Genomic DNA, 23,249 nt, shown 5'->3' on the forward strand with positions numbered 1-23,249 from the left:
AAGGACAGATCATGCCCACCGCGATCATCACCGGCGCATCCAGCGGAATCGGCCTCGCGACGACGCTCAAGTTTCTGTCGCAAGGGATCACGGTGGTCGGTGTCGGGCGCGATCAAGGCAAACTCGACGCGGTCAGCGCCAAGACCCGAAGCCATAGCGCGGACTTCCTTCCCTTTGCCGCAGACATCACCGATGACGCGGCGCCCCTCGAGATCGTAAAACACGCGACGAAAAAAACCGGGCGCCTCGACCACCTCGTTAACAACGCGGGCGTGGGCAGCCCTGAGCCGGTCCATTCCACCGATGACGAAACGCTGGACAGGTTCCTGGGCCTCATGCTGCGTGCGCCTTTTCGGCTTGCACGCGAGGCACTGACGGCCTTCGGAGATACCGCAACCATCGTCAATGTCTCGTCCACCTACGCGCTTGTGGGAGGATTGCGCGGTGGGGCTTATTCCGCTGCCAAGGCCGGGCTGAACGGGCTGACGCTGCACATGGCGGCGCAATACGGGTCCGCTGGTATTCGGTCGAACGCGGTCGCACCGGGTGTGATACCTACGCCGATGACGGAACATCGTCTTGAGGTCGAGGCGTTCCGCCGGATGAATTACGACATGACCCCCGCCGCCCGATGGGGCACAGCCGAGGATGTAGCGGAAGCAGTATGGTTCCTGTCTTCGCCTGCCTCCGGTTGGATCAACGGACAGGTTCTGGCAGTTGACGGCGGATGGAGTTCAACCAAGTTCCTGACCGAATCCGCGCTTTCGTCGGAGCGGAACGATCAACCCGCGGACTGGACGCACTCCGGGAAAAGGCGGACCTGACCCGATCTTCGGGCTTGGCTGCCCTCAGGCCTCGTCCTGATCCTCGGAGCGCCTCTCGATTTCCGGGCCGGACAAAAACTCCTCGATAGCCCAAAGCTGAGGCACATGTTTGCAAAAGACCCGGAAGGTAACCAACAGGGGAACCGCCATAAGCATTCCCATGACCGACCAGAGCCAGGCCCAGAATGCGACTGAAATGATGATCACGACGGTATTGAGCCGCAGATGTTTGCCGACCAGCATTGGCGTGATGAATTGCCCTTCGATTGCCGTCAGCCCCCAATAGGTAAGCGCGGCGAGGATTGCATCGAACGACGTATCCTGGGAGACCAGACCGACCGAGAAAACGAGAGCGGCCCCGACCAAGGCACCAATGAAGGGAACGTAGTTCAACGCGAAGGCCAGTAACCCGAAGATAAGAGGGCTGGGCATTCCGAGCAGGGAAAGCGCAATCGCAACGGCTACACCAAGGCCCGCATTGATGATCGTGATCGAAAGCAGGTATCGCGAAACCTCGCGCTCGACATCATACACGATGGTCAGGGCCCGCCGCTTGTCTGCGAACGTCGGCATGACCCGCACGAGCCGCTCGTAGAATAGATTGCCAGAGGCGAGGACGAAAAAGAGCACGATGAGAACCAAAGCGGTCTGTGCGGCGACCAACGGCGCTTCGAACGCGATCCGCGACATTGGGCCGCCCTCCCTGACGACCACTTCCGTCGCACCTTCACTGCCGGACGCGGCATCTGCGGCGTTCTCAATTTCCTTGCCTGCATCCGAAACGGCTTCGGCAACGCCTGACCATGACTGAAGCTTCTCCTCGATTTCCCGCATGTGATCCGGCGCATGCTGCACCCAATCCGAAATCGGCATCGCGAATGCCGTAATCGCAGCCGCCAAACCCCCAATCAGCGCCGCGACGATGACGGTCGCTGAAACGGGCTCGGGGATGCCCCGGCGGCGAAGCCAGCGGCACATCGGCGAAAATACCAGCGCAAGGAGAAAGGCCATGAGCACCGGGACCAGAAACTCCCGTGCCAAGGCGAGGGCCGTAATCAAAGCAAGCAGAGCCAGCACGACGATGGCCCACTCCGGAGGAGAAAGCCTGAACCCAACAGGTTCTTTTGCCGAAGACGGAATATCAGGTCGGCTCACCATCCGGCGCTTCTCAAAATGTCTGTCTCCGTCGCACCCCGTGACAGGGACAGCGCCGGGCTAAGCACTTGCATGGCCTTCGACTCCCATCCCCGGCCTGTATCTCTAGCTATGGCAACGCCTCCCGGCGGTAACCAGTTCCGCCTGATGTTGGCCCCGGAACACACGGCGGCTCAAGAAGAACCTATCCGTTGGCTCTAATCCGACCTCCAGGTCCTGGAAGTCTTGATGTTGGAAAACCCGCCAACAGGCACTAAAACAACGTCGCGCAAAGCGTTTGGTCGATTTGGCACTCGAGAAACCGCAAATAGGTCGAGCGGATCGTGCACGGTCCGTAACGGCTCTTGGGACGAAAGAAACATTACAATGAAGATCGCAGTAGCGGGTATCGGTTACGTCGGGCTGTCTAACGCCGCCCTCTTGGCCCAGAACCACAAGGTCATTGCCGTCGATATCCTACCTGAACGTGTGGAACTCGTGAACGCGAAGAAGAGCCCGATCGTTGACGCAGACCTCGAAAAGTTTTTTGGCGAAGTCGCACTCGACCTGACTGCGACGACGGATGCCATGAGTGCTTACGAAGAGGCGGATCTCGTGGTCGTCGCCACTCCAACGAATTATGACCCGAACCTCAACTATTTCGACACGTCCTCGGTCGAAACGGTGATTTCGCAGGTTCTGGAAGTCAATTCCGAGGCCCTGATCGTCGTCAAGTCGACCATTCCTGTTGGCTATATCGAGGATATTCGCGCGAAGACCGGCTCGCAGAACATCGTCTTCGCGCCCGAGTTCCTGCGCGAGGGGCGAGCGCTGTATGACAACCTGCATCCCTCCCGTATCATCGTCGGTGAACGCACAGATAGAGCACGCCAATACGCCGAATTGATGGTCGAGGGTGCAGTGAGCAAAGACGTGGAACTCCTCTTTACAGGCCCACGCGAAGCCGAAGCGATCAAGCTTTTTGCAAACACATACCTCGCCATGCGTGTCGCTTTCTTCAACGAACTCGATAGTTATGCGCTCTCGGGCGGCATGGATTCTCGGGAGATCATCCAAGGCGTTTCGCTCGATCCCCGGATCGGGGCGCATTACAACAACCCGTCCTTCGGCTACGGCGGTTATTGCCTGCCAAAGGATACCAAACAGCTTCTCGCAAATTATAACCATGTGCCTCAAAACCTCATCCGTGCGATCGTCGACGCCAACCGCACCCGCAAGGATTTCCTGTCCGATCAGATCCTCATGAGGGGACCGAAGGTCGTCGGCGTGTATCGACTTGTGATGAAAGCCGGGTCCGACAACTTCCGACAATCGTCCATTCAGGGGATCATGAAACGCATCAAAGCCAAGGGGATCGAAGTCATCGTCCATGAGCCGGTGATGGAGGAAGACCATTTTTTCCATTCGCGCGTCGTGAACGACATCGAAGCCTTCAAAGCCGAAAGCGATCTGATCGTTGCCAACCGTATTACCGACGACCTGCACGACGTGTCGGACAAGGTGTTCACACGCGACCTGTTCGGCGCAGACTAGGACCAGCCAACGCCTTGTTTTCGAAAAGGACTTTGTAGATGCCCACAGCACTCGTCACAGGCGCAGCAGGTTTCATTGGCTCGTACGTAGCTCAAGCTCTCCTCGACGAAGGCTGGCGCGTCGTCGGTCTCGACTGCATGTCGGATTACTACGACGTGTCGCTGAAAGAGGCGCGTGAAGCGCGGCTTGTCGGGTCGGACCAATACCGCTCAGTGCATGACATGGTCGAGACTCCGGGGCTGCTCATGAGCCTTTTCGAGGAGGAGAGGCCAGATGTGGTGATCCACCTCGCCGCACAGGCTGGCGTGCGATATTCGATCGAGAACCCCCGCGCCTATCTGGAAAGTAACATCGTCGGCACTTTCGAGCTGCTCGAAGCCGCTCGCGCCCATCCGCCCCGCCACATGCTTCTCGCATCGACCTCGTCAGCTTACGGGGCGAACGAAACGATGCCTTACCGGGAAACCGACAAAGCCGATCACCAGATGTCGTTTTACGCCGCGACCAAGAAATCGACCGAAAGCATGGCGCACAGCTATGCCCACCTGTTCAACCTGCCGATAACAATGTTCCGGTTTTTCACTGTCTATGGCCCTTGGGGGCGGCCTGACATGGCGCCGTCCAAGTTCACCAAGGCCATCCTCGAAGACAGGCCGATCGACGTCTACAACTTCGGCGACATGAAACGCGACTTCACCTATGTCGTTGACCTGGTGCACGCGATCCGGCTGTTGATGGACGTCGTCCCGATCCGTCCCGAGGACGGCGTCGTGCCCGAGGGCGACAGCCTGTCGCCCGTCGCGCCCTTCCGCGTTGTCAACATCGGCAATTCCGATCCGGTGCAACTCACCGACTTCATCGACGCGATCGAGGAGGCGACCGGCAAGAAATTCGTCAGGAACCTCCTCCCGATGCAACCTGGCGACGTTCCAGCGACATGGGCCGATGCCGGGCTTTTGACTGCACTGACCGGATACACCCCCAGGACGGGCGTGAAGGATGGCGTTAGCGCGTTGGTCGAATGGTATCGAGACTACTACGCAGTCTAGACCCTCAAGAGGTCCAAAAAAGACCCCTCAGATCGCAATCAGATGGTTGTCCCACGAGCAAGGCGCACGCGACAGCACGCGCGGGCGGTCATTGTCCAGTGCGATCAATCCGCCCAACCCATCCGAAGCAAGGTAGCCGTCGCCCAGTGCGGCAAGACCACAGACATCTGAACGCCGAAACGCGGCTATGAATTCGCCGCTCGCGCTGAACCTGTGCAGCCGTCCGCCTCGCGGTGATGTGATGGCGATTTCCGCGCCCGTTCCGGCAAAAGCCACGCTTCCAGCATAGCCCTCCATCGCACGCTCATCCTCGGATGGCGCAGCGGCCAATGTCGGCATCTCGCCCACGCGATGCAGACCGAGGAGCGGCACGGTCGCCCCCAGTTCGCCCTGCCATTGCATGGCAAAGCCAACCAGCCCGTCCTGCCGGATGGCGAGGTGTCGGATCGAGTTGCGAGCAAGGCTCGGTTCCAACTCGACCCTATCCATCACCCGTCCGGACAGATCGGTATAGACCAGCGACGGTCGCATTCGGTCGAGATTGACCTTCTCGCGCCCGACCGTCTCGATCCCGCCGTTCGCAATGACGAGCGATCGACCATCCGGCATGAGCCGAATTTCATGGGGCCCGATCCCGGTGGTCGCAAAACTGTCGATCCGCCGGTAACCATCCGTCTCCCACACGCCGATGTGTCCAATGCTACCCTGCTCCTCCTGCTCGCAGGTGAACAGAAGTGAACCATCACCAGAATAAGCGCCATGCCCCTGGAAAACGCGTCCGTCCGGCGGGCCGAGTTGATGGATCACCTGCCCGGTCGCACAATCGAGCACCAGCGCGAAGCGACCCGGCCGACGCGCGAACCCGATCGCCTCGGCGCGTGTCGGATGACCACAGGCCGCATGTCCCCGGTCCGGGAGCGGAATAGAAAACGTCTCTATCCCTGCAGAAGTCAGGCCATGGAGCGCGTAACTTCCATCCGGTTCACGCGCCGCCGCAAGAAAGGCCGGCGAGCCGACGCTCGCCCATCCCAGCCGGGGGGCGGTGCTGGCCGCAAGCAATCCTCCGATGAAGCCGCGTCGCGTTGTCATGTCAGTCGCCATCCGTCGAATTGAATCCCGGCTGGATACCTAATCTCACACCCAGCTCGGCTTCGAGCGCGTTCTCCACACCGTCGATCGCCTGTTGCAGGATTTCGAGGTCAAACCGACTGGAAAGGTCGTCGATATTCTGAAATCCCGGATCTTCGATCTTTTCCGCGGCCGCATGAACCTGTTCCATTGCGGCGGCGGTTTCAGGCAACTCCCAATCCGCCAGTTCCACCGCGAGATCGTATGCCGATTGCGTGACGATCATGGTGTTCGCGAGGCTCCTTTCAGACCGCCACGCTTCGGCCCGGCTCGGTCTCGGGCGCGTAGGCTCGCCCAATGGTCGTCCCAACCGCGTATCGGCGGTCACTTCGAGGGATGACATCACCTGTGTATAGATCGCGCGCACCACCTCGGTTTCGTCGAGGTATGTCGTGTTGCCTTCGACTCCGGGATTCAGGATCACAGGGACAAAATCCTCGCGCCACGCATTCTCCAGCGCAGCAGCCTGCTGTGCCAGATCATGTGTCATGGCACGGGTCAGGGCGCAGGCATAGCTCGCTTCTCCATAATCGGAATAATCCTCGTCATAGAGCATCCGCTCGAGCGCGAAAAACCCGCGCGCCGCAACCGAAATCTCCGCGAAGTCCTTCTGGTTTTCAACCACCGGATCTTCGGCTTCGATCAGGCGTTTCAACGTTCGTTGAGTGTGCCCCTTGGTGTCTGGCCAGAAGGAAATCGTCAGCACGCCCTGCTCCGACGGCCCCAATCGAATATCCGCGATGCGCATCCATGCGTCGAACGCAGCGTTATACGGACCCTTGAGCGCGTCCGCCTCGCAGTTCGCCTGCGCCACATCATCGAGCGCCCCGGCCGCTTCCGTGAAAGCGGTCAGGTTGGGCAGGATATGGTTCTCGATGGCCTCTTGCGGCCCTGCGAGGGCAGGTGAGGCGACAAGGGCAAGGACGAGGGCATATCGCATCAAAGGGACTCCAGGAATGCCACGAGCGCGTCGCGGTCAGGTTTCGGTCGGGCGACGATGGCATCGCGGCTGGCCCGAGCTTCGCCGCCATGCCAGAGCACGGCTTCCAGAAGACTGCGAGCGCGACCGTCGTGCAAATAGGCTGCGACACCCGACACGGTTTCTGTAAGTCCGATACCCCACAGCGGCGCGGTGCGCCATTCACGACCTGTTGCACGGCCTTCGACATACCCGTCCGCAAGCCCATCGCCCATGTCATGCAGGAGCATGTCGGTGTAAGGCCAGATCAGCTGAAAGCTCTGCTCGGGCCGGTCGGCAAGCCGATGGGTCACGAATTTGGGGGTGTGGCAGGCAACACAACCGGCTTCGTAGAAGACCTGTTTGCCACGCAGAACTTCCGGCGCGTCGGGTGCGCGACGTGCTGGCACGGCAAGATTACGAGCGTGGAAGGCGAGCGCTTCCATTCCGGCGACGTTGATCTCGAGCCCGTCGTGTATCTCGTCATCGCCTTGAGGTGCGGCGAGGCACTCGGCTTGCGCCGGGGTGCAATCTCCTGCGGCTGCGGGAAACAGCATATTTGAAATGCCGACATCCGTGGAAAAGGCCGCAGCACTTTCGTGCATCACCGTGACTGATGAGGCCTTGCGCCCGAACCGGCCCAGCATGACGCGGCCATGTTCCGGGGAATACTCGAAATTCGCGCGCCCCGAAATGCCGTCTCCATCAGCGTCGTCCTCGTCGACGTTGGAAAGTATGTCCGCCTCCGGGATCGCTTCGAGCAACCCCAGTCCGACCATCTGCGGCGCAATTCGGGGTGACATCATCACGTCTTCGCGCAGAGGGCCGTATGCAAGCCCGGTCAGGGAATAAATCGGCTTTCGCAAGGTTACGACCTCGCCCCCCGCAAGCGGCACATCGACCTCGTCCCAGTCGATACGTATCTGCGCCTCTGCCGGGAGGCCGGCGGCCGCGAAATCCTGGATCTGCCGACCGTATGTCGGCTCAGGGTCTCGCGCGACGTAATCCTCGATTTCGGCTGTATCAGGGTCTGTTTCTGCCAGAACCGCAAGCGCCATGACGAACGACACCGCGTTGTCGTCGGGGCCTTCGGGCAAATGCCCCCGCCCATTGCGGATATGGCAATTCTGGCAACCGCGGGCATTGTAGAGCGGGCCGAGGCCGTCACTTGCCCGAGTGACCGTCGGTGCCTGCACCCAGATCTTCTCAAAAAGCGAATGGCCCGCGACGAAATCGAGCCGGCGCGCCAGGTTCATGTTCGCCGACGGATGGGTAAAGGACTGCTCCGTCACCGGCGCAAGCGACGTCGCTGCGCCTGCGGGCAAGAGTTCGAATTGTTCAGGGGTGCTGAAATCGTCGGTCGGGCGCGTCACCGCTTCGATACGTGCGATTTCCTCGGCCGTTCGCGGGATGACGTTCAGATGACCATCGGCAGGGAGCGAGCCGGAAAACGCGGGTGTGGCGGCGACGAGCGCCACCACGCGCGCAAGGTTACTCGCCTTCGTCCATCGTTGCGGCATTGATCTGGGCATAGCCCACATCGCCGAGACGCGCGTAAAGGTCGAGCTGGGTTTCGAGGAAGTCGATGTGACCTTCTTCGTCGGCCAGCAGATCTTCGAAGACCTTCTGCGAGACATAGTCTTTTGCGTCGTTACAGACATCGCGGGCTTCGCGGTAAAAAGCTGCGGCTTCCTGTTCGGCGGCAAGGTCGGCTTCCAGCGTTTCTTTCGGCGTTTCGCCAATTCTGAGCGGGTCGAGCTTCTGCAGGTTCGGATGACCCTCGAGAAAGATGATTCGCTCAATGAGCTTGTCGGCGTGCTGCATCTCCTCGATGCTTTCTTCGCGCGACTTTTCGGCCATCTTCTTGAGCCCCCAGTCCTCCTGAAGACGATAGTGCAACCAATACTGGCTGACTGCGGTAAGTTCCATGCGGAGTGCCGTGTTGAGGCACTCAATAACCTTGTCGTTGCCCTTCATGTCGATGGTCCTTCTTCTGGCGGTCGCGGAGATTCCGCAACTCTGCTGGAACTTCTACCTTATCATTCGAACGCATGGTCGCAACGAAGTGGGACATGCAGCCGCCACAGTCCGCTTTTTTTCCGAGCGCATGATAAATGCGCCCGGGTGTGATGATCGTCTGTTCATCCGCTGCCCGCATCCAGTCGATGGCGGCATGAATGTCGCGGTCGGTGATGTTTTGGCAGTGGCAGACGATCATCTTCTTTGCTCCAAACTTACTGGAAAACAGCGTCCGGGTTGTCCAGGCTGTCGGACCCTTCAAAGTCGATTGCGGACAGACCGAGGTCGGCAACGATGCGCTCGATGGTGGCGGTCTGGTCGACGAGGCCGTTAATGGCGTCCATCATCAACTTTTCGCCTTCCTCGTTACCCGGCGCGAGCATCTGGTCCACGGCCATGCCACCTTCGGCGGCATCGGACAGCGCGGTCATGGCGCCCATCGTGGTGTCCAGCTTGCTCTTCATCTCCGCATCGAGATCGGCGTTCGATTCCGCGACGAGGTCGGACAGCGATGGCCCTTCGACGGTGGAGCCGTCAACCCGGGTGTAGGAGCCCAGATAAACGTTTTGAACGCCCAAACCGTCGTTGTAGTGCGACCGATGGGTATTGTCCGAGAAGCAATCGTGCTCTTCCTCCGGGTCGTTCAGGAGGAGGCCAAGGCGCATACGTTCGCCAGCCTGTTCACCGTAGGAGAGTGAACCCATGCCGGTCAGGATCGCGGTAATGCCTGCGTCCTCGTCTTCCATCACGGCTTCGCGGGCTTCGCCGCCTTCGGCCCAGTAACCGACCATTTCTTCGAGGTCAGCGATCAGAAGATCCATTGCAGCTTCGAGATAATCCACGCGACGATCGCAGTTGCCGCCGGTGCAGTCCTCGCCTTCGACGAAGTCGGTGTAGGGGCGTTCGCCCGCGCCAGCTTCTGTGCCGTTCAGATCCTGACCCCAGAGCAGGAATTCGACGGCGTGATATCCGCGTGCCACGTTCGATTCGATGCCGTCGATCTCATTGATCTCTTCGCCGATGAGCGAAGCGTCGATGGTCGAGGCGTCAATCTCGATGCCACCCACGGTCGGGTTCGGGTTCGCGATCACGTTGAGTGTGGCGAACGGGTTTTCGTCGGTCGGTTCCTGGTTCTCGGTGTAATCGATCAGGCCCTCGTCCAGCGGCCAGGCGTTCACTTTGCCTTCCCAGTCATCGACGATCGCGTTGCCAAAGCGGTAGACTTCCGTTTGCTGATAAGGCTCGCGCGCGGCAACCCATGCTTCACGGGCGGCTGCCAGCGTCTCTTCAGACGGGTTGGCGATCAGAGCGTCAACGGCTTCATTGAGCGTCTGCGCAGTGGTCAGGCTGTCCTCGTAACCTGCGTGCGCAATGTCGGCATAGGTGGTCAACACCTCGCCCTTGGTCGCGGCAAACGCGGGAACAGCGGCGAGGATAAGTGCCGATGCCGTAAGAGTTGTCCGTTTCATATCCATCCCTTTGGAGTCTTTGTTTTCGAATGTCCCACGTTTCCTGATAGATTTAGTATGGAATGTCAATCCGACAAATTTAGTCGGATTTGGAATCGTTCCAAACAAATGGGGGCTTTAAAGCGGAATGGGCGGCCCGAAGCCGCCCATGCATTTTCCTTGAATAAGAGGGGCGTTGCCCCTCGCCGCGCCCCGGGGGGCGCGTCTCACCCCAGGATATTTTCACGACCGGAAAGAGGTCACAGGAAGGAAGGGAGCCACAGAACGAGCGCCGGGAACGCAATAACCACGGCGACGACGGCGATGTCCGACAGAATGAATGGGATCACGCCTTTGAACACCTGAACGACAGAGACATATTTGCTCGCCACGTTCTTGATGACAAAGACGTTGAGCCCGACCGGCGGTGTGATCATCCCAATCTCGAGCAGTTTCACCACCAGCACGCCGAACCAGACGAGGTTGATTTGCTGGGCTTCGAGGACCGGCAGGAACACAGGCAGCGTCACGAGCATAGCGCCGAATGGCTCCATGAAAGTGCCGAGCGCGAGGTAGATCGCGACGATGATCAGCATCAGCATCACATAGCTCAGATCCGCATTCGCGACGGCCTGCGCGATGAAGCTCTGTAGCCCGGAAAGCCCGAGGAAGCGGGTGAACATGGTGGCCGCGAAGCCGATAATGAGCAGCGAGCCGGTGGTCGTCACGGTTTCGATCAGCGAACGGGAGATCGCGCTTCGGGTCAGTTTTCCGGTGGCCCCGGCGACGACGAAGGTGCCGAACGCGCCGATGGCACCCGCCTCCGTCGCGGTGAAGAGGCCCGAGAACAGCCCCCCGAACACGATGAGGATCAGGACGAGCACGGGAAGGAGCGAGACGAAGACCTTCATGCCTTCGCCTTTTTCCACGTCGGCGCTGCGCGGGATGATGTCGGGCCGCAGGAGGCTGATGATCAGCACGACGATGGTATAGGCGATGGCCGTGGCAATCCCGATCGAGACGCCGCCGAGAAATACCTGCGTCACCGAGGTTTCCGCGATGATCCCGTAGATGATCATCAGGATCGAAGGTGGAATGAGCGCGCCGATGGTGCCGCCTGCCGCGATGGCGCCTGAGGCAATTGACGGGCGGTAGCCTGCGGTCACCATTTCAGGGATCGCGATCCGGCCCATGGCGGCCGCCGTCGCAATCGACGAGCCGGAGAGGGCCGCGAAGCCGGAACAGGCGAAGATTGACGAAATCGCGAGCCCGCCGGGCAATCGGGCGAGAAACACCTTGGCCGCGTCGAACAGCCCCGCTGTCAGCCCCGTATGGAACGCGACGAAGCCCATCAGCAGGAACATCGGCACCGCGCTCATCGTCCAGGAGGCGACGAAGCTGTAGGGTGTATTCTCGAGGATACCCAGCGCCGGTTTCAACCCGATCATGGCCCAGATCCCCGAGAACGAAACGAGGATCAGCGCCAACGCCACCGGGAGCCGCATGATGAGCAGGATGCCGAGCGCGACGACGCCCCAGATACCGATCTCGACGCTCATTATTCTGCCTCTTCCAATTTGGCGCCCAGGTTCGGAACGAGATACCCGAAAGCGAGCAATACCGAGACGAAGGCCGCAAGGGTGAAGCCGATCGGCGCGAAATAGAAACTATGCCAGACCGGCATTTTGTAGGTCGCGATTTCCACCAGAGTACCGACGCGGGTTTCCGAGATCGCCTTGTCCCAGTTGGTCCAGGCGAGGAAGCCGTAGATCACCGCGGCAATCGCCATCACCGAGGTATCGGAGATGCGGCGCAGATGGTCGGTCAGCACGAAGTCGATCAGCTCGACAGAGATCATCTGCCGTTTCAACTCGAGCCATCCCAAGGGAAGGAAGGCGAGCGCGGTCATGTAATAGCGGGCGACGATTTCGGGCACCGTGTTCATCGAGATGTTGAACAGGTTGCGCAGGATCACGTCGAGCGTGATGTGAAGCATCATGGCAACAACGGCGAATGCGCCGATATAGCCCATGATCCTTGCGGTCCACATGGCGGTCGTGATGAGCTTACCCATAAGGCACCTGAAGCTGGAAAGCCCCGGCCCTCTTCGGGGGCCGGGGCGATGGTCTTACATACCGTAGGTCGAGAAATCGACGTTCGCCCAGATCTCGTCCCAAGCGCGGGCAGCGAGTGCTTCGGGGTCGGTCCCGACTTCTTCGACGATGCCGTCCCACTTTTCGATGAGTGCCGCGAAATCGGCGGCAAGCGGGTTGGCGTCGATGCGCGACTGCACGTCCTGATCCGCGAAGGCGTTGGAGGCGGCGAGGAACTCTTCCGACGGCTCCATGTCGGTGATCCCGGCCTCGGCCACGGCAGCGTTCGCCTCTTCCGGCATCTGGTAACCCCAGCGGTCGGTGAGCTGCGGGTTGCCGCGGTTGGCCGCTTTCGCGAACATCTCACGCTGCTCGGGGGACATGTCCGCCCATGAGTCCGCGGCCACGGTGAAGTTCGACGTCACGTGGTAGGTGCCCAGCGGCACACGGAGCACGTTGGTCGCAACGTCCACAAGGCGGTAAGACAGCATGTCGGCGATAGACGCCATGGTGCCGTCGATGGTCCCTTGGCTCAGCGCTTCAAAGGTCTGACCGACCGGCAGGTTCACCGGGGTCGCACCGAAGTTTTCAGCCCAGCGCGAATAGGGGGCGCCGCCCGACCGCAGGCGCATGCCTTGCAGGTCTTCGATGCTTTCGACCGGCTTGGTCGTCATCAGCACGTAAACGTCCGACGAGCCGGAGCCGAGGAACACGCCGCCGAAGGCTTTGTATTCTTCCTGGCAGGGTGCGCAGTTGACCACGAACTCGGTCATCGCCCAGCCCATCGCATGCGGGCTGCGACCGGCGAGTGCGAGGTCGCCGGCCACGCCGGTTTCCGGGAAGTCCGCCGCGAAGTAGAGCGGGAGCGAGTTGCCGACGGCGGCAAGCCCGGTCTGAAGTGCGTCTTTCATCTGCGGAAGCGAAACGACTTCCGGCCCGACGATGTTCGCGGACATTTCGCCGCCCGTTTCCTCGTCGAGGAAGGTGGCGAATTGCTGATACATATAGTTCGCCGGGTGAGCCGGCGGTGCAGCCGGAGCGGCCACGAACGACTGCGCCTGGGCGACTGCGGTGAACGAAAGCGCGGCGGCGAAGGCCGTGCCGGTGATTGTCCAGAGTTTCATGTTTTTTCCTCCCAATTGAACGTCCTATAGATCAAGGAGACGCTTGGCGTTTTCCTTGAGGATGAGCGGACGTACCTCATCCTTGAATGGGGCTTTCTCGAAATCGGCCAACCAGCGATCCGGCGTGATCGCCGGCCAATCCGAGCCGAACAGCATCTTTTTCTTCAGCATCGAATTCGCATACTTGATGAGAATCTCGGGAAAATACTTCGGCGACCAGCCGGACAGGTCGATATAGACGTTCGGCTTGTGCTGAGCGACGGCCAGCGCCTCTTCCTGCCAAGGGAACGAGGGGTGGGCCATGATGATCTTGAGATCGGGGAAATCCACTGCGACATCGTCGATGGACATCGGGTGCGAGTACTTCAGCCGCATCCCCATGCCACCGTGCATCCCCGAACCCACACCGGTCTGTCCGGTATGAAACAGCGAGATGACGCCTTCTTCTTCCAGTACCTCGTAGAACGGATAGGCCATTCGGTCATTGGGCCAGAAGCCCTGCATGGTCGGGTGGAACTTGAACCCTCGCACCCCGAAATCACGGATCAGGCGACGCGCTTCGCGGGCGGCCATCTTGCCCTTCCACGGGTCGATCGACGCGAAGGGGATAAGGATGTCGTCGTTCTCCGCGGCGATTTCGGCAACTTCCTCGTTCGAATAACGCCGGAAACCGGTTTCGCGTTCTGCATCGACCGGAAAGATCACAGCGCCGATTTTACGTTCGCGGAAGTATGCGGCGGTCTGGCCCGGCGACGGCAGCATCCCGTCCGCCCCGGCGGGGTTATTGAAATACCGCGCCATGCCGGCCTGGAATTCCATATAGCCGTCGTCACGCTCTTCGCCGTGCTTGCACGGCTCCTCGGCATGGGTGTGAATGTCGATGGCGATGAGTTCGTCGATATTAAGAGGCATCGGCTTCTCGTCCTGTCAGTTTCCGAAGCAGCCCGATGAGCGTTTCCATCTCCTCGGGCGACATCTGGTTTCGTTCGAACGCGTTCTGCGCGAGAAACGCGGACTTGTTTTCGGCCACGAACGTTCGGCCCTGATCCGTCAGCGTCAGGCGCACGGCACGTCGGTCGTCTGCCGGCGTGGTTCTTGCAACCAGACCCTGTTTCGCCAGCCGCCCGATGAGCTTGGTCATGTGTGCGGGCTTGATCGAGAGCGTGGCGGCGATGGTGCCCTGACGCAGGCCGGGGTTCAGACCTATGACCCAGAGAACCGTGAATTCACCGGGCTTCAACCCGTAGTCTCCGAGCGTTTCGAAGAACCGCTCGAAGGTCTGGATCTGAGCGACCCGCAAAAGGAAACCGAGCGAGTTCTGGATCTCGCCCATGCGAACGGTCGTTTCGTCCGTGGTTTCCGTCAGCGTGTCCTGCATCAGCCCTCCGGACGGGCGACCTTGCCCACCTTCTTGTTGAGGAACGCGTTGAGCCGCTCTTCGGCCTCGGGGCTGGTTGCCGTGAACGAGGCTATGAAGCTCTCCACGAACAGGCCGTCGTCCGACCCCATATCCTGAATCCGGGGAAGAGCGTTGATGATCGCATAGTTGGAAATTTCGGCATTGGTTGCGGCGTGGGCGGCCAGTTCGACAGCTTTGTCGAGCGCCGCGCCCTCGTCGACAACGTATTGCACGATGTTCCAGCGTTCCGCCGTATCGGCGTCCACCGTGCGCCCAGTCAGCATCATGTCCTGCATACGCGCCACGCCCATCAATTGCGCCGAACGGACTGAGGCGCCGCCACCCACGAAGATGCCGCGCTGACCTTCGGGCAGGCCGAAAAACGCGCTGCGGTCGGCCACGCGGACCTGAACGGAAGAGGCGAGCTCGAGACCCCCGCCCACGACCGCACCATGAAGCGCGGCGAACCACGGCAGCTTGCCTTTCTGTATCCATCCAAACACCTCATGCCAGCGGCGTGAGCCGTGAACACCCTCGAACGGCGTTTTCTTGACATGTTCGGCAAGGTCGAGCCCGGCGCAGAAATGCGGACCATGGCCATGGATCACACCCGCCTTCGCTTCGCTCTCGGCGCGGCGGATGAGCGTCGCGAGTTCTTCGACGAAGGCGTCCGATATGGCGTTGCGTTTTTTGGGGCGGTTCAGGCCCAGTATCGCGACGTCTCCCCGGACCTCGTAGGTCAGGTAGGTAAAGCTTTCCAATTGTCCTCCCTCGCGACTCATACCGGCGAGTCGCAGATTCACTATTGACGTATTTAGTTTCCGCGTAAACTATTTTCTCGATGGTGTCGGACCCGGCACCAAGGGAGGAAGAAATGGCAAACGCACCAATGCGCCCCGTGGCGCTCTGGGACCCCGTGATCAAAACCGAGACGCGGGACGACGGCACGACGCTCGTATGGCAGGACGCGCCGCTTGGCGACTATCCGGCGAAAATCACTGACAGAATCGATCATTGGGCTGCCGAAACGCCGGACCGTGTCTGGATGGCGGAGCGGGGCGTCGGAGAAACCGAGTGGCACGAAGTCACCTACGGCGCGCTGCGTGAACGCGTCCGCTCGATCGGCCAGGCATTGCTGGATCTCGACCTTTCCACCGAACGGCCGTTGGTGATTCTATCCGGCAACTCCATCGCGCACGCGCTCATGGCGCTGGGCGCGCAATACGTTGGCATCCCCTCGGCCGCAATCGCCCCGGCCTATGCGCTGGTCTCGACAGATTACGCAAAGCTGAAGGGCGTAAACGAACAGATCACGCCGGGTGCCGTGTTCTGCGACCACATGGAGCCATTCGTTGCGGCCATCGAAGTCGTGTTCCCCAACCTTCCCCGCCTCGGCGTGGACGGCCCCGGACTCGCCATATCGTGGGACGACCTGAACGCAACGCCGGTGACGGATGCCGTGGACCAGGCCAACGCGGCCATCACACCAGATACTGTGGCCAAGTTCCTGTTCACCTCCGGAACCACCGGCACGCCGAAGGCCGTGATCCAGACCCAACTCATGCTCTGCGCGAATATCGAGATGGTCACGGATTGCTACGCATACCTGCGGGATGAGCCGCCGATGGTGCTCGATTGGGCGCCCTGGAACCACGTCGCGGCGGGCAACCTGATGTTCAACATCGTGCTCTACAACGGGGGCACCTTCCACATCGACGCCGGTCGGCCGACCAAGGACATGATCGGAGAGACGATCCGCAATCTGCGTGAAATCCAGACGAACTGGTATTTCAACGTGCCTGCGGGGTTCGAGATGATCCTGCACGAGATGGAGAAAGACCCGGAGTTCGCCAAGTTCTTCTTCGCAGAGATGAAGCTGATGTATTACGCGGGCGCGGCAATGGCGCAGCACACATGGGACGACCTGAAGAAACTCGCGATCCAAACCACGGGTGAGGAAATCCTGCTCGCGACAGGTCTCGGCGCGACAGAAACCGCGCCATTTGCGTTGTTCCAATGCGAACCGCAGGACAGCCCCGGCAACATCGGCGTTCCGGCCAAAGGACAAACGCTCAAGCTTGTGCCGAACGAGGGCAAATTGGAAGCACGGGTGAAGGGCGTGAACGTCACGCCCGGTTATTGGCGCAACGAAAAGCTGACCGAAGAAGCGTTCGACGAGGAAGGCTTCTACAAGCTGGGCGACGCCCTGCGTTACGCGATCGAGGGCGACGCGTCCAAGGGGTTCTTCTTCGACGGGCGCGTGGCGGAAAACTTCAAGCTTCAGACCGGTACCTGGGTGTCGGTCGGCGCTGTCCGGGCCAAGCTCACCGATGCGTTGGGCGGTCTGGCACGTGACGTGGTTCTGACCGGGGACGGGGAAGAGAAACTGGGCGCACTCCTGGTGCCGTTCCGTCCCGAGATCGAGAAACTCGTGCCGGGTGGCAAGGATATGGCAGATGCCGATCTTTTCACCGACCCAGCTCTGCGCGACGTGATCGCGGAACGCCTCGGCAGCTACAACGCCAAGGCGACCGGGTCCTCCATGCGCGTTCCGCTTGCGATGGTGATGGTCGAGCCGCTCGACATGGACAAGGGCGAGGTGACGGACAAAGGGTCGGTCAACCAGCGGGCGGTCCTTCGCGAACGGGCGGATCTTGCACGGGCGATCTATTCCGACGATCCACGGGTGATCCAGTCGAAGCGCACCTGACGCTGCGCCTCAGCCTTCGGTCGCGCGGTCGGGAACCGAGCGCATGAGCTCGGCAAGCAGCGCAAGCTCGGTGCCGCTGCCGTCCTCGATACGGTCGGCAGCGCCGCGTCGCGCCAGATCGGGCTTGTTCTGGCCCAGCTTCCAGGTGCCTTCGACTGCGTCGATATTCAGGCGGACGAGGACGATGCCGCGCATCATCCGGTCGACCAAACCTTCGCTCATCTTGTCAGACGTCCACGGCGCTTTGCCCGCGATCTTCGCTTCGAAATGTGCGGAACGACCGTCGATCTGCGTCCGAAGCGCGTCGGATGGGCGGCGCTCGAGCCGACCCCGAAAATGCACGGCAACGTAGTTCCACGTCGGCACTTGATCATCCACGCCGTACCAATCGGGCGAGACGTAACCATCCGGGCCAGTCGCGGACAGAACGGCGGGCTGCGGCTCTGACAGGAGTTTCAGGATAGGGTTCGATCGCGCAAGGTGCATCTCTGCCACCCGGCCCTCCGCATCCATCAGAAACGGCAAAAGGGACAGGAGCGGGCCGGTCTCATGGTTCACGGCCAGAGTCCCGAACCCGCGCGACCGGGCGAAGGCCACGTTCTGCTCACGCGTGGCTTTGTCGAACAGCGGATAGGTGTGCATGGCAGTGGCCTCAAGCGGTGAGTTGAACGCCATCGTGCCCCGTAATCACCGCATCCACAATCGCACCCTCGACCTGATCGACCGCGAAAGTGACCTCTGCGAACTGCTCGGTGCGGCCCATACGCGGGTTCTCCATGAGCACCTTGTGCGCCCGACCGTGCTGCGCCGCCAGATGGCGCGCCACGGCCCTGTTACCTGCGTCCCGCAGACGAGCCGCACGTTCCTTGATGACAGCGCCATTCACCTTCTGCGGAATACGCGCGGCGGGCGTACCCTCGCGCACGGAATAAGGGAAAACGTGCAGCCACGTCAGGTGGCACTCTTCGACAAGGCGCAGCGAGTTCTCGAAATGCGCATCCGTCTCGGTCGGGAAGCCCGCGATGATGTCGGCTCCGAAGGTGATGTCGGAGCGAAGCTTCCGCGCTTCTTCTGTAAACGCAATCGCATCGTCGCGCAGATGCCGCCGCTTCATCCGTTTGAGGATCAGATCGTCGCCGTGCTGCAAGCTCAGGTGCAGATGCGGCATCAGGCGCGGCTCGGTCGCGATAGCGAGCATCAGGTTGTCGTCCGCCTCGATGCTGTCGATGCTGGAAATCCGCAGACGCGGAAGGTCCGGCACCAGCCGCAGGATCCGCATGACAAGGTCGCCAAGCCGCGGCTCACCCGGCAGGTCCGCGCCCCAGCTTGTGAGATCGACCCCGGTCAGCACGACCTCGTTGAACCCCTTGTCGACCAGCCGCTTTATCTGATCGACCACAACACCCGCAGGCACGCTGCGCGAATTGCCCCGACCATAGGGGATGATGCAGAATGTGCAGCGGTGATCGCAGCCGTTCTGAACCTGTACATAGGCACGGGACCGCGTACCGAACCCGTCGATCAGGTGACCGGCGGTCTCGGTGACGGACATGATGTCGTCCACCTGTACGCGCTCGGTCTCGCCAATGAAATTCGGCCCAAGCTTCGACCAGGTCGCAGGCTCCATTTTCTCGGCGTTGCCGACCACGAGATCGACCTCGTCCATACTCGCGAATGTTTCAGGCTCGGTCTGCGCGGCACAGCCGGTGACGATCACCCTGGCTTCCGGGTTTTCGCGTCGCAGCCGCCGGATTTCCTGCCGTGCCTTGCGCACCGCCTCGGCGGTCACGGCACAGGTGTTTACAACCACGGCACCCTCTACCCCTGCACCTTCGGCGAGGGTCTTCATCGCCTCGGTTTCATAGGCGTTCAGACGACAGCCGAGCGTCGCAAATATAGGAGCTTTCGCGTCCATCACAGGGACTCCAGAAACGCCTCGGTCAACACCGCATCAAACACATGCGCAGTCGGACCGGTCATCCACACGCCGTCATCACGCCAGTCGAGCGCGAGCCACCCTCCATCGACTTCCATCCGTACGCTGCGTTCCGTCAGACCACGGGTCGCCGCCGCAACGGCAGTCGCGCAGGCGCCCGACCCGCAGGCCAGCGTGATGCCCGTGCCCCGCTCCCACACCCTCATACGTATCTCATCCCGCGCGCGCACCTCGGCGAATTCCACGTTCGTCCGCTGGGGAAAGAGCGGATCAAACTCCACCGCGCGGCCACGCTCGGCCACGTCTACCGCGCTCACGTCATCGACGAAGAACACCGCATGCGGGTTCCCCATGCCGACCGCCATCGGGTCGCCGTCGAGCGGAAGATGTTCGGTATCCATCGGTTTTGACAGAGGCACCTCGTCCCACATGGTCTGAGGTTGGCCCATGTTCACATGCACGTCGCCGTCGATCAGCCGCGCCTCGAGTACGCCCCGCTCAGTGCGGATCGTCAGTGCATCGCGCCCGGACTCGTCGAACAGGTACCGGGCAACACATCGGGTCGCGTTGCCGCAAGCCCCCGCCCGGCTTCCGTCACTGTTCCAGAAGTCGAGTTCGACGTCGGCCGTATCGCTGTCACGAATTTCGGCCAATTGGTCGAAGCCCACGCCCCGGTGCCTGTTCCCCAGCCTCCGTGCGAGCGCTTCCGTGGTCACGGCATCCCGCCCCCGTGAATCGAAGATCACGAAGTCATTTCCGGCCCCATGCCATTTCATGAAGGCAAGGCCCGTCTGGTCGCGCACGGTGCTCATGGGGCGGCATATACGCCCCATGGTCCCGCTTTTCCAGAAGACTCCGCATAAGCCGCGACAGAGCCATGCAACGCCTTGGAAAGATTCCTGTGTTTTTGCTGGATAAGGGGCTTGACCAGCGCAAAGGGCGGCGATACCTAGCGCGCCACAGTGGGCCGTTAGCTCAGTTGGTAGAGCAACTGACTTTTAATCAGTGGGTCGCAGGTTCGAATCCTGCACGGCTCACCACTTACATCAAAGCGTTACCCGATGGGCCAGACGCCCACGATGCGTTGACACCAGAAATCTGACCTCCAGATGGGGCCACTCCACGGCTACCCAGACGACCCTTCGGTTTGCGTCATTGGACGTTCAGAACTCCCTGCTGGATCCAATCGTCTATCTGGCGGAGCGCCGCCCGCGCGAAGCCTTCGTCATTGATATGGGCCTCCAACTCGATCAGCTCCGCATTTTCGGGGCAGACGTTTCGCAATTCCTCTATGAAGACGACGAGCCCTTCCGGGTCGGACAGCGGACCGCCGGGCCGGTCCCATTCGTTGCCCCCGTGCATAGGCAGCAGGAGCGTGGTCGGACCAAGAGCTTGCGCCAATTGGCCCGCCATCGCGCGAGCCATCTCACAGCGTTGGTCGGGAGTCATCATGACGGAGGACAAAAGACGATTGTGGGCGTGCACCTCTTGCCCATTCAGTTTGGGCGGTACCTCTTGCCAGCCGACGAAATCGACGAGGTCGTAGCAGCCGATCGACACGATTTGTGGAGTGCCGGATTTCCCCGCTCCCGTCATCCGGGTTGCCCCGGCACTGATGGACGACCCCATGATGTGGTTGCCCAACTCCTGGGGAGCAAAGTCCAGCACTGCGGCGAAAGCCCCTTCTTCGGCGAGGCTCTCGAACGCTCGACCACCCATTCCGGTGGCATGAAATACCGCAACCTCGAAGCCGCGCGATTCGAGCGCGGGCTTCAGTGCCACCATGTAGCGCAGCACCGTCTTGCCGAAACTGGTCATCCCGATCAGAGGGCGGTCACGCTTGGGGGGCTCGACCGCGCGGGCGGCCCCGAGAACGGCTCCGGCTGCCTGCGAAAGAGAGGCTCTGCAAACAGAGTTGAGGCCGTAGAGACCTCCAGCCCAGAGGATCATCTGAACGTCGGCGGGCAGACGTTCAGGCGGAATGAGCGGCGAGAAGGAGACCGTCGAAACAATGTATTTCGGCACGCCAAGCGGCAACGCTGAACAAACGTCGAGGGCAAGATCGGTCCCCATCGTGCCACCGAGAACCAGGACCCCGTCAAGAGCGCCCTCATGGTGGAGGCGCGCAGCCAACGTCGCGGCCCCTTTGGCCATGATCTGCATGGCGAGGTTTTCGTCACCTCCGTCGATGGCCTCCTGAATCGAATGCCCCCCGGCTTCGGCCACATCATGTTTCGAGTAATCTGCCGGCTTTGACGGGTCGCCCAATACGCTCACGTCCATGGTCAGAACGCGCCCACCCTGCCCCCTTATGACGTCGGCGATATAGTTCAACTCGTCGTCCTTGGTGTCATAGGTGCCAACGACCAGAATTGTGCGCGTATCACTCATAACTTGATCCAGGCCGTCTTAAGGTCGAGGTATTTGTCGAAGGCATGGAGAGATTTGTCATGCCCGTTGCCGGATTGTTTGACGCCGCCCAGCGGCACCGTGTTGTCCGATCCGCCGTAGGTGTTCACGTGGACCACACCCGCCTTGACGGCGCGGACCATTCGATGGGCTCGGCCAAGGTTCGCGGTCCAGATAGCCGCGGCCAGCCCGTAATCCGTGCCATTGGCGATTGCGATGGCCTCGTCCTCGCTGTCGAACGGAATGATCGCCGCGACCGGACCGAACACCTCGTCACGTGCGATGCGATCCTCGGGGGTCACGCCCGTCACGATGGTCGGCTCCATGAAATATCCGCCGGTATCCTCAAGTATGCGTTCTCCCCCGATGACGATGCGCCCGGCCTCGCGTGCCTCGGCCACGAACCCCAGGTTTTGCTCCAACTGGCGCAGAGAATTAACGGCACCTGCGTTGGTCGTCGGGTCCAGCGGGTCGCCCACTTTCATGGTCTTCGTGAATTCTGCCAGTTTGGCGACGAACTCGTCATGGATCCCCCGCTCGACCAGAATACGGCTCCCCGCCACGCAGACCTGTCCCGAGTTGCGGAAAATCCCGTGGGCCGAGACTTTGACCGCCTCGTCCAGATCGGGGCAATCGCCGAAGATGATGTTGGGGCTCTTGCCGCCCAGTTCCAGATAGACCCGTTTGAGGTTCGAACGCGCGGAATACTCAAGCAGACGTCGACCTACGCCCCCCGATCCGGTGAAGACCAGCACATCGACGTCCATCGACAAACCCAGCGCCTCGCCTACCACGGCGCCAGCACCGGTCACCACGTTCAAAACGCCAGGCGGCAGTCCCGCTGTCAGCGCCAGTTCCGCCAGCCGGATCAGCGTGAGCGAAGCGGTTTCGGCCGGCTTCAACACCACCGAATTGCCAGCGGCCAGCGCAGGTGCCAGCTTCCACGCGCCGATCATCAACGGGAAATTCCACGGAACGATCGCCCCGACCACGCCCACCGGCTCTCGATGCACAAGCGCGAGAACACTTGGGTCCGTGGGCGCGATTTCGCCGTAGATCTTGTCCAGTCCCTCGGCGTAATAGCGGATCGTGCCGGCTGCCGACAAAGGCTCGGCCTTCAACGCCATTCCGATCTCGGTCCCGTTGTCGCGCACACCCAGCACCGCAAGTTCCAGCGCGTGTTCCTCGACCAGCGCGGCCCATTTCAGCAGCACCGCCTTTCGTGCCGCCGGAGGCAACTCTGACCAGCGCCCGTCATCGAACGCCCGGCGTGCAGCGGTGACCGCATCGTCCACATCCGCCTTGGTTCCGGCCGGGATCGTGGTCAGAACCTGGCCGTCGAGTGGGGAAATAACCTCCATTGTCGCGCCGTCGGACGCATTGCGCGGCTCGCCATCGATCAGGAGAGTGGCGGGCGGCACCGGGGCGTCCCTGAGCGCTTCGATCCGGGTCTGGTCCAGCATG

22 protein-coding genes and 1 tRNA gene are annotated in these 23,249 nt (G+C 61.1%); 5 read left to right on the top strand and 18 right to left on the bottom strand.

The window, feature by feature from the left end:
* Nucleotides 1-11 precede the first annotated feature (11 nt).
* Nucleotides 12-824: an SDR family NAD(P)-dependent oxidoreductase gene (locus tag KJP28_RS13720; protein WP_218393187.1), complete on the top strand. Its 813-nt coding sequence runs from the start codon at nt 12-14 to the stop codon at nt 822-824.
* 24 nt (nt 825-848) lie between these two features.
* Here the strand turns inward: KJP28_RS13720 and KJP28_RS13725 are convergent, their stop codons facing one another.
* The gene (locus tag KJP28_RS13725; protein ID WP_218393188.1) at nt 849-1,901 is read right to left on the bottom strand and encodes an AI-2E family transporter; all 1,053 of its coding nucleotides are present in this window, start codon (nt 1,899-1,901) and stop codon (nt 849-851) included.
* Nucleotides 1,902-2,345: 444 nt separating this feature from the next.
* Here KJP28_RS13725 and KJP28_RS13730 point away from each other — a divergent pair, with 444 nt between their 5' ends.
* The gene (locus KJP28_RS13730) at nt 2,346-3,512 is read left to right on the top strand and encodes a nucleotide sugar dehydrogenase (RefSeq protein ID WP_218393189.1); all 1,167 of its coding nucleotides are present in this window, start codon (nt 2,346-2,348) and stop codon (nt 3,510-3,512) included.
* A gap of 38 nt (nt 3,513-3,550) precedes the next feature.
* Nucleotides 3,551-4,561 carry a GDP-mannose 4,6-dehydratase gene (locus tag KJP28_RS13735; RefSeq protein WP_218393190.1) on the top strand — a complete coding sequence of 337 codons (1,011 nt, stop codon included), beginning with the start codon at nt 3,551-3,553 and terminating at the stop codon, nt 4,559-4,561.
* Nucleotides 4,562-4,588: 27 nt separating this feature from the next.
* Here KJP28_RS13735 and KJP28_RS13740 read toward each other — a convergent pair whose 3' ends face one another.
* The 12 genes from KJP28_RS13740 to KJP28_RS13795 all read right to left on the bottom strand — a co-directional run bounded on the left by KJP28_RS13740 (nt 4,589) and on the right by KJP28_RS13795 (nt 15,491).
* Nucleotides 4,589-5,650 (bottom strand): DUF1513 domain-containing protein, encoded by a 1,062-nt coding sequence (locus KJP28_RS13740; protein WP_218393191.1) that lies wholly within the window; start codon nt 5,648-5,650, stop codon nt 4,589-4,591.
* 1 nt (nt 5,651) lies between these two features.
* Nucleotides 5,652-6,629, bottom strand: coding sequence for an imelysin family protein (locus KJP28_RS13745; RefSeq protein ID WP_218393192.1), 978 nt, complete (start codon nt 6,627-6,629; stop codon nt 5,652-5,654).
* Nucleotides 6,629-8,179, bottom strand: coding sequence for a di-heme oxidoreductase family protein (locus KJP28_RS13750; RefSeq protein WP_255552393.1), 1,551 nt, complete (start codon nt 8,177-8,179; stop codon nt 6,629-6,631). Before KJP28_RS13750 ends, KJP28_RS13745 begins: the two co-directional genes overlap by 1 nt.
* Nucleotides 8,139-8,624, bottom strand: a complete 486-nt coding sequence (gene bfr / locus KJP28_RS13755; protein WP_218393193.1) for a bacterioferritin — start codon at nt 8,622-8,624, stop codon at nt 8,139-8,141. Before bfr ends, KJP28_RS13750 begins: the two co-directional genes overlap by 41 nt.
* Nucleotides 8,599-8,865: a (2Fe-2S)-binding protein gene (locus KJP28_RS13760; protein ID WP_218393194.1), complete on the bottom strand. Its 267-nt coding sequence runs from the start codon at nt 8,863-8,865 to the stop codon at nt 8,599-8,601. The genes bfr and KJP28_RS13760 overlap by 26 nt, the downstream gene beginning before the upstream one ends.
* Nucleotides 8,866-8,881: 16 nt before the next feature.
* Entirely contained in the window at nt 8,882-10,135 is a 1,254-nt protein-coding gene (locus KJP28_RS13765) for an imelysin family protein (protein ID WP_218393195.1), read from the bottom strand.
* 239 nt (nt 10,136-10,374) lie between these two features.
* Nucleotides 10,375-11,673, bottom strand: a complete 1,299-nt coding sequence (locus tag KJP28_RS13770; RefSeq protein WP_218393196.1) for a TRAP transporter large permease — start codon at nt 11,671-11,673, stop codon at nt 10,375-10,377.
* Complete coding sequence (locus KJP28_RS13775; protein WP_218393197.1) at nt 11,673-12,188, bottom strand: TRAP transporter small permease; 516 nt, start codon at nt 12,186-12,188, stop codon at nt 11,673-11,675. Before KJP28_RS13775 ends, KJP28_RS13770 begins: the two co-directional genes overlap by 1 nt.
* A gap of 54 nt (nt 12,189-12,242) precedes the next feature.
* Nucleotides 12,243-13,331, bottom strand: a complete 1,089-nt coding sequence (dctP, locus tag KJP28_RS13780) for a TRAP transporter substrate-binding protein DctP (protein WP_218393198.1) — start codon at nt 13,329-13,331, stop codon at nt 12,243-12,245.
* A 24-nt stretch (nt 13,332-13,355) separates the two neighbouring features.
* A complete protein-coding gene (locus KJP28_RS13785; RefSeq protein WP_218393199.1) occupies nt 13,356-14,243 on the bottom strand; it encodes an amidohydrolase family protein in 888 nt (295 codons plus the stop codon).
* Nucleotides 14,233-14,709 (bottom strand): MarR family winged helix-turn-helix transcriptional regulator, encoded by a 477-nt coding sequence (locus tag KJP28_RS13790; RefSeq protein ID WP_218393200.1) that lies wholly within the window; start codon nt 14,707-14,709, stop codon nt 14,233-14,235. Before KJP28_RS13790 ends, KJP28_RS13785 begins: the two co-directional genes overlap by 11 nt.
* Entirely contained in the window at nt 14,709-15,491 is a 783-nt protein-coding gene (locus KJP28_RS13795; RefSeq protein WP_255552394.1) for a crotonase/enoyl-CoA hydratase family protein, read from the bottom strand. Before KJP28_RS13795 ends, KJP28_RS13790 begins: the two co-directional genes overlap by 1 nt.
* A gap of 113 nt (nt 15,492-15,604) precedes the next feature.
* Here KJP28_RS13795 and KJP28_RS13800 point away from each other — a divergent pair, with 113 nt between their 5' ends.
* The gene (locus KJP28_RS13800; RefSeq protein WP_218393202.1) at nt 15,605-17,440 is read left to right on the top strand and encodes a feruloyl-CoA synthase; all 1,836 of its coding nucleotides are present in this window, start codon (nt 15,605-15,607) and stop codon (nt 17,438-17,440) included.
* A 9-nt stretch (nt 17,441-17,449) separates the two neighbouring features.
* Here KJP28_RS13800 and KJP28_RS13805 read toward each other — a convergent pair whose 3' ends face one another.
* From KJP28_RS13805 to dapF, 3 genes are read right to left on the bottom strand one after another with little or no spacing between them, the layout of a single operon-like run.
* Nucleotides 17,450-18,115, bottom strand: a complete 666-nt coding sequence (locus KJP28_RS13805) for an FMN-binding negative transcriptional regulator (RefSeq protein ID WP_336245339.1) — start codon at nt 18,113-18,115, stop codon at nt 17,450-17,452.
* Entirely contained in the window at nt 18,093-19,355 is a 1,263-nt protein-coding gene (gene mtaB / locus KJP28_RS13810; protein WP_218393203.1) for a tRNA (N(6)-L-threonylcarbamoyladenosine(37)-C(2))-methylthiotransferase MtaB, read from the bottom strand. Before mtaB ends, KJP28_RS13805 begins: the two co-directional genes overlap by 23 nt.
* A complete protein-coding gene (gene dapF, locus KJP28_RS13815; protein WP_218393204.1) occupies nt 19,355-20,188 on the bottom strand; it encodes a diaminopimelate epimerase in 834 nt (277 codons plus the stop codon). Before dapF ends, mtaB begins: the two co-directional genes overlap by 1 nt.
* 152 nt (nt 20,189-20,340) lie before the next feature.
* Here dapF and KJP28_RS13820 point away from each other — a divergent pair.
* A tRNA-Lys gene (locus tag KJP28_RS13820) sits at nt 20,341-20,416 on the top strand.
* A gap of 112 nt (nt 20,417-20,528) precedes the next feature.
* Here the strand turns inward: KJP28_RS13820 and KJP28_RS13825 are convergent.
* Nucleotides 20,529-21,767 (bottom strand): Tm-1-like ATP-binding domain-containing protein, encoded by a 1,239-nt coding sequence (locus KJP28_RS13825; RefSeq protein WP_218393205.1) that lies wholly within the window; start codon nt 21,765-21,767, stop codon nt 20,529-20,531.
* Nucleotides 21,764-23,248 (bottom strand): aldehyde dehydrogenase, encoded by a 1,485-nt coding sequence (locus KJP28_RS13830; RefSeq protein ID WP_418887931.1) that lies wholly within the window; start codon nt 23,246-23,248, stop codon nt 21,764-21,766. The genes KJP28_RS13825 and KJP28_RS13830 overlap by 4 nt, the downstream gene beginning before the upstream one ends.
* Nucleotide 23,249: the final 1 nt, after the last annotated feature.

The organism is Maritimibacter dapengensis (genome assembly GCF_019218265.1).
GTDB classification, from domain to species: domain Bacteria; phylum Pseudomonadota; class Alphaproteobacteria; order Rhodobacterales; family Rhodobacteraceae; genus Maritimibacter; species Maritimibacter dapengensis.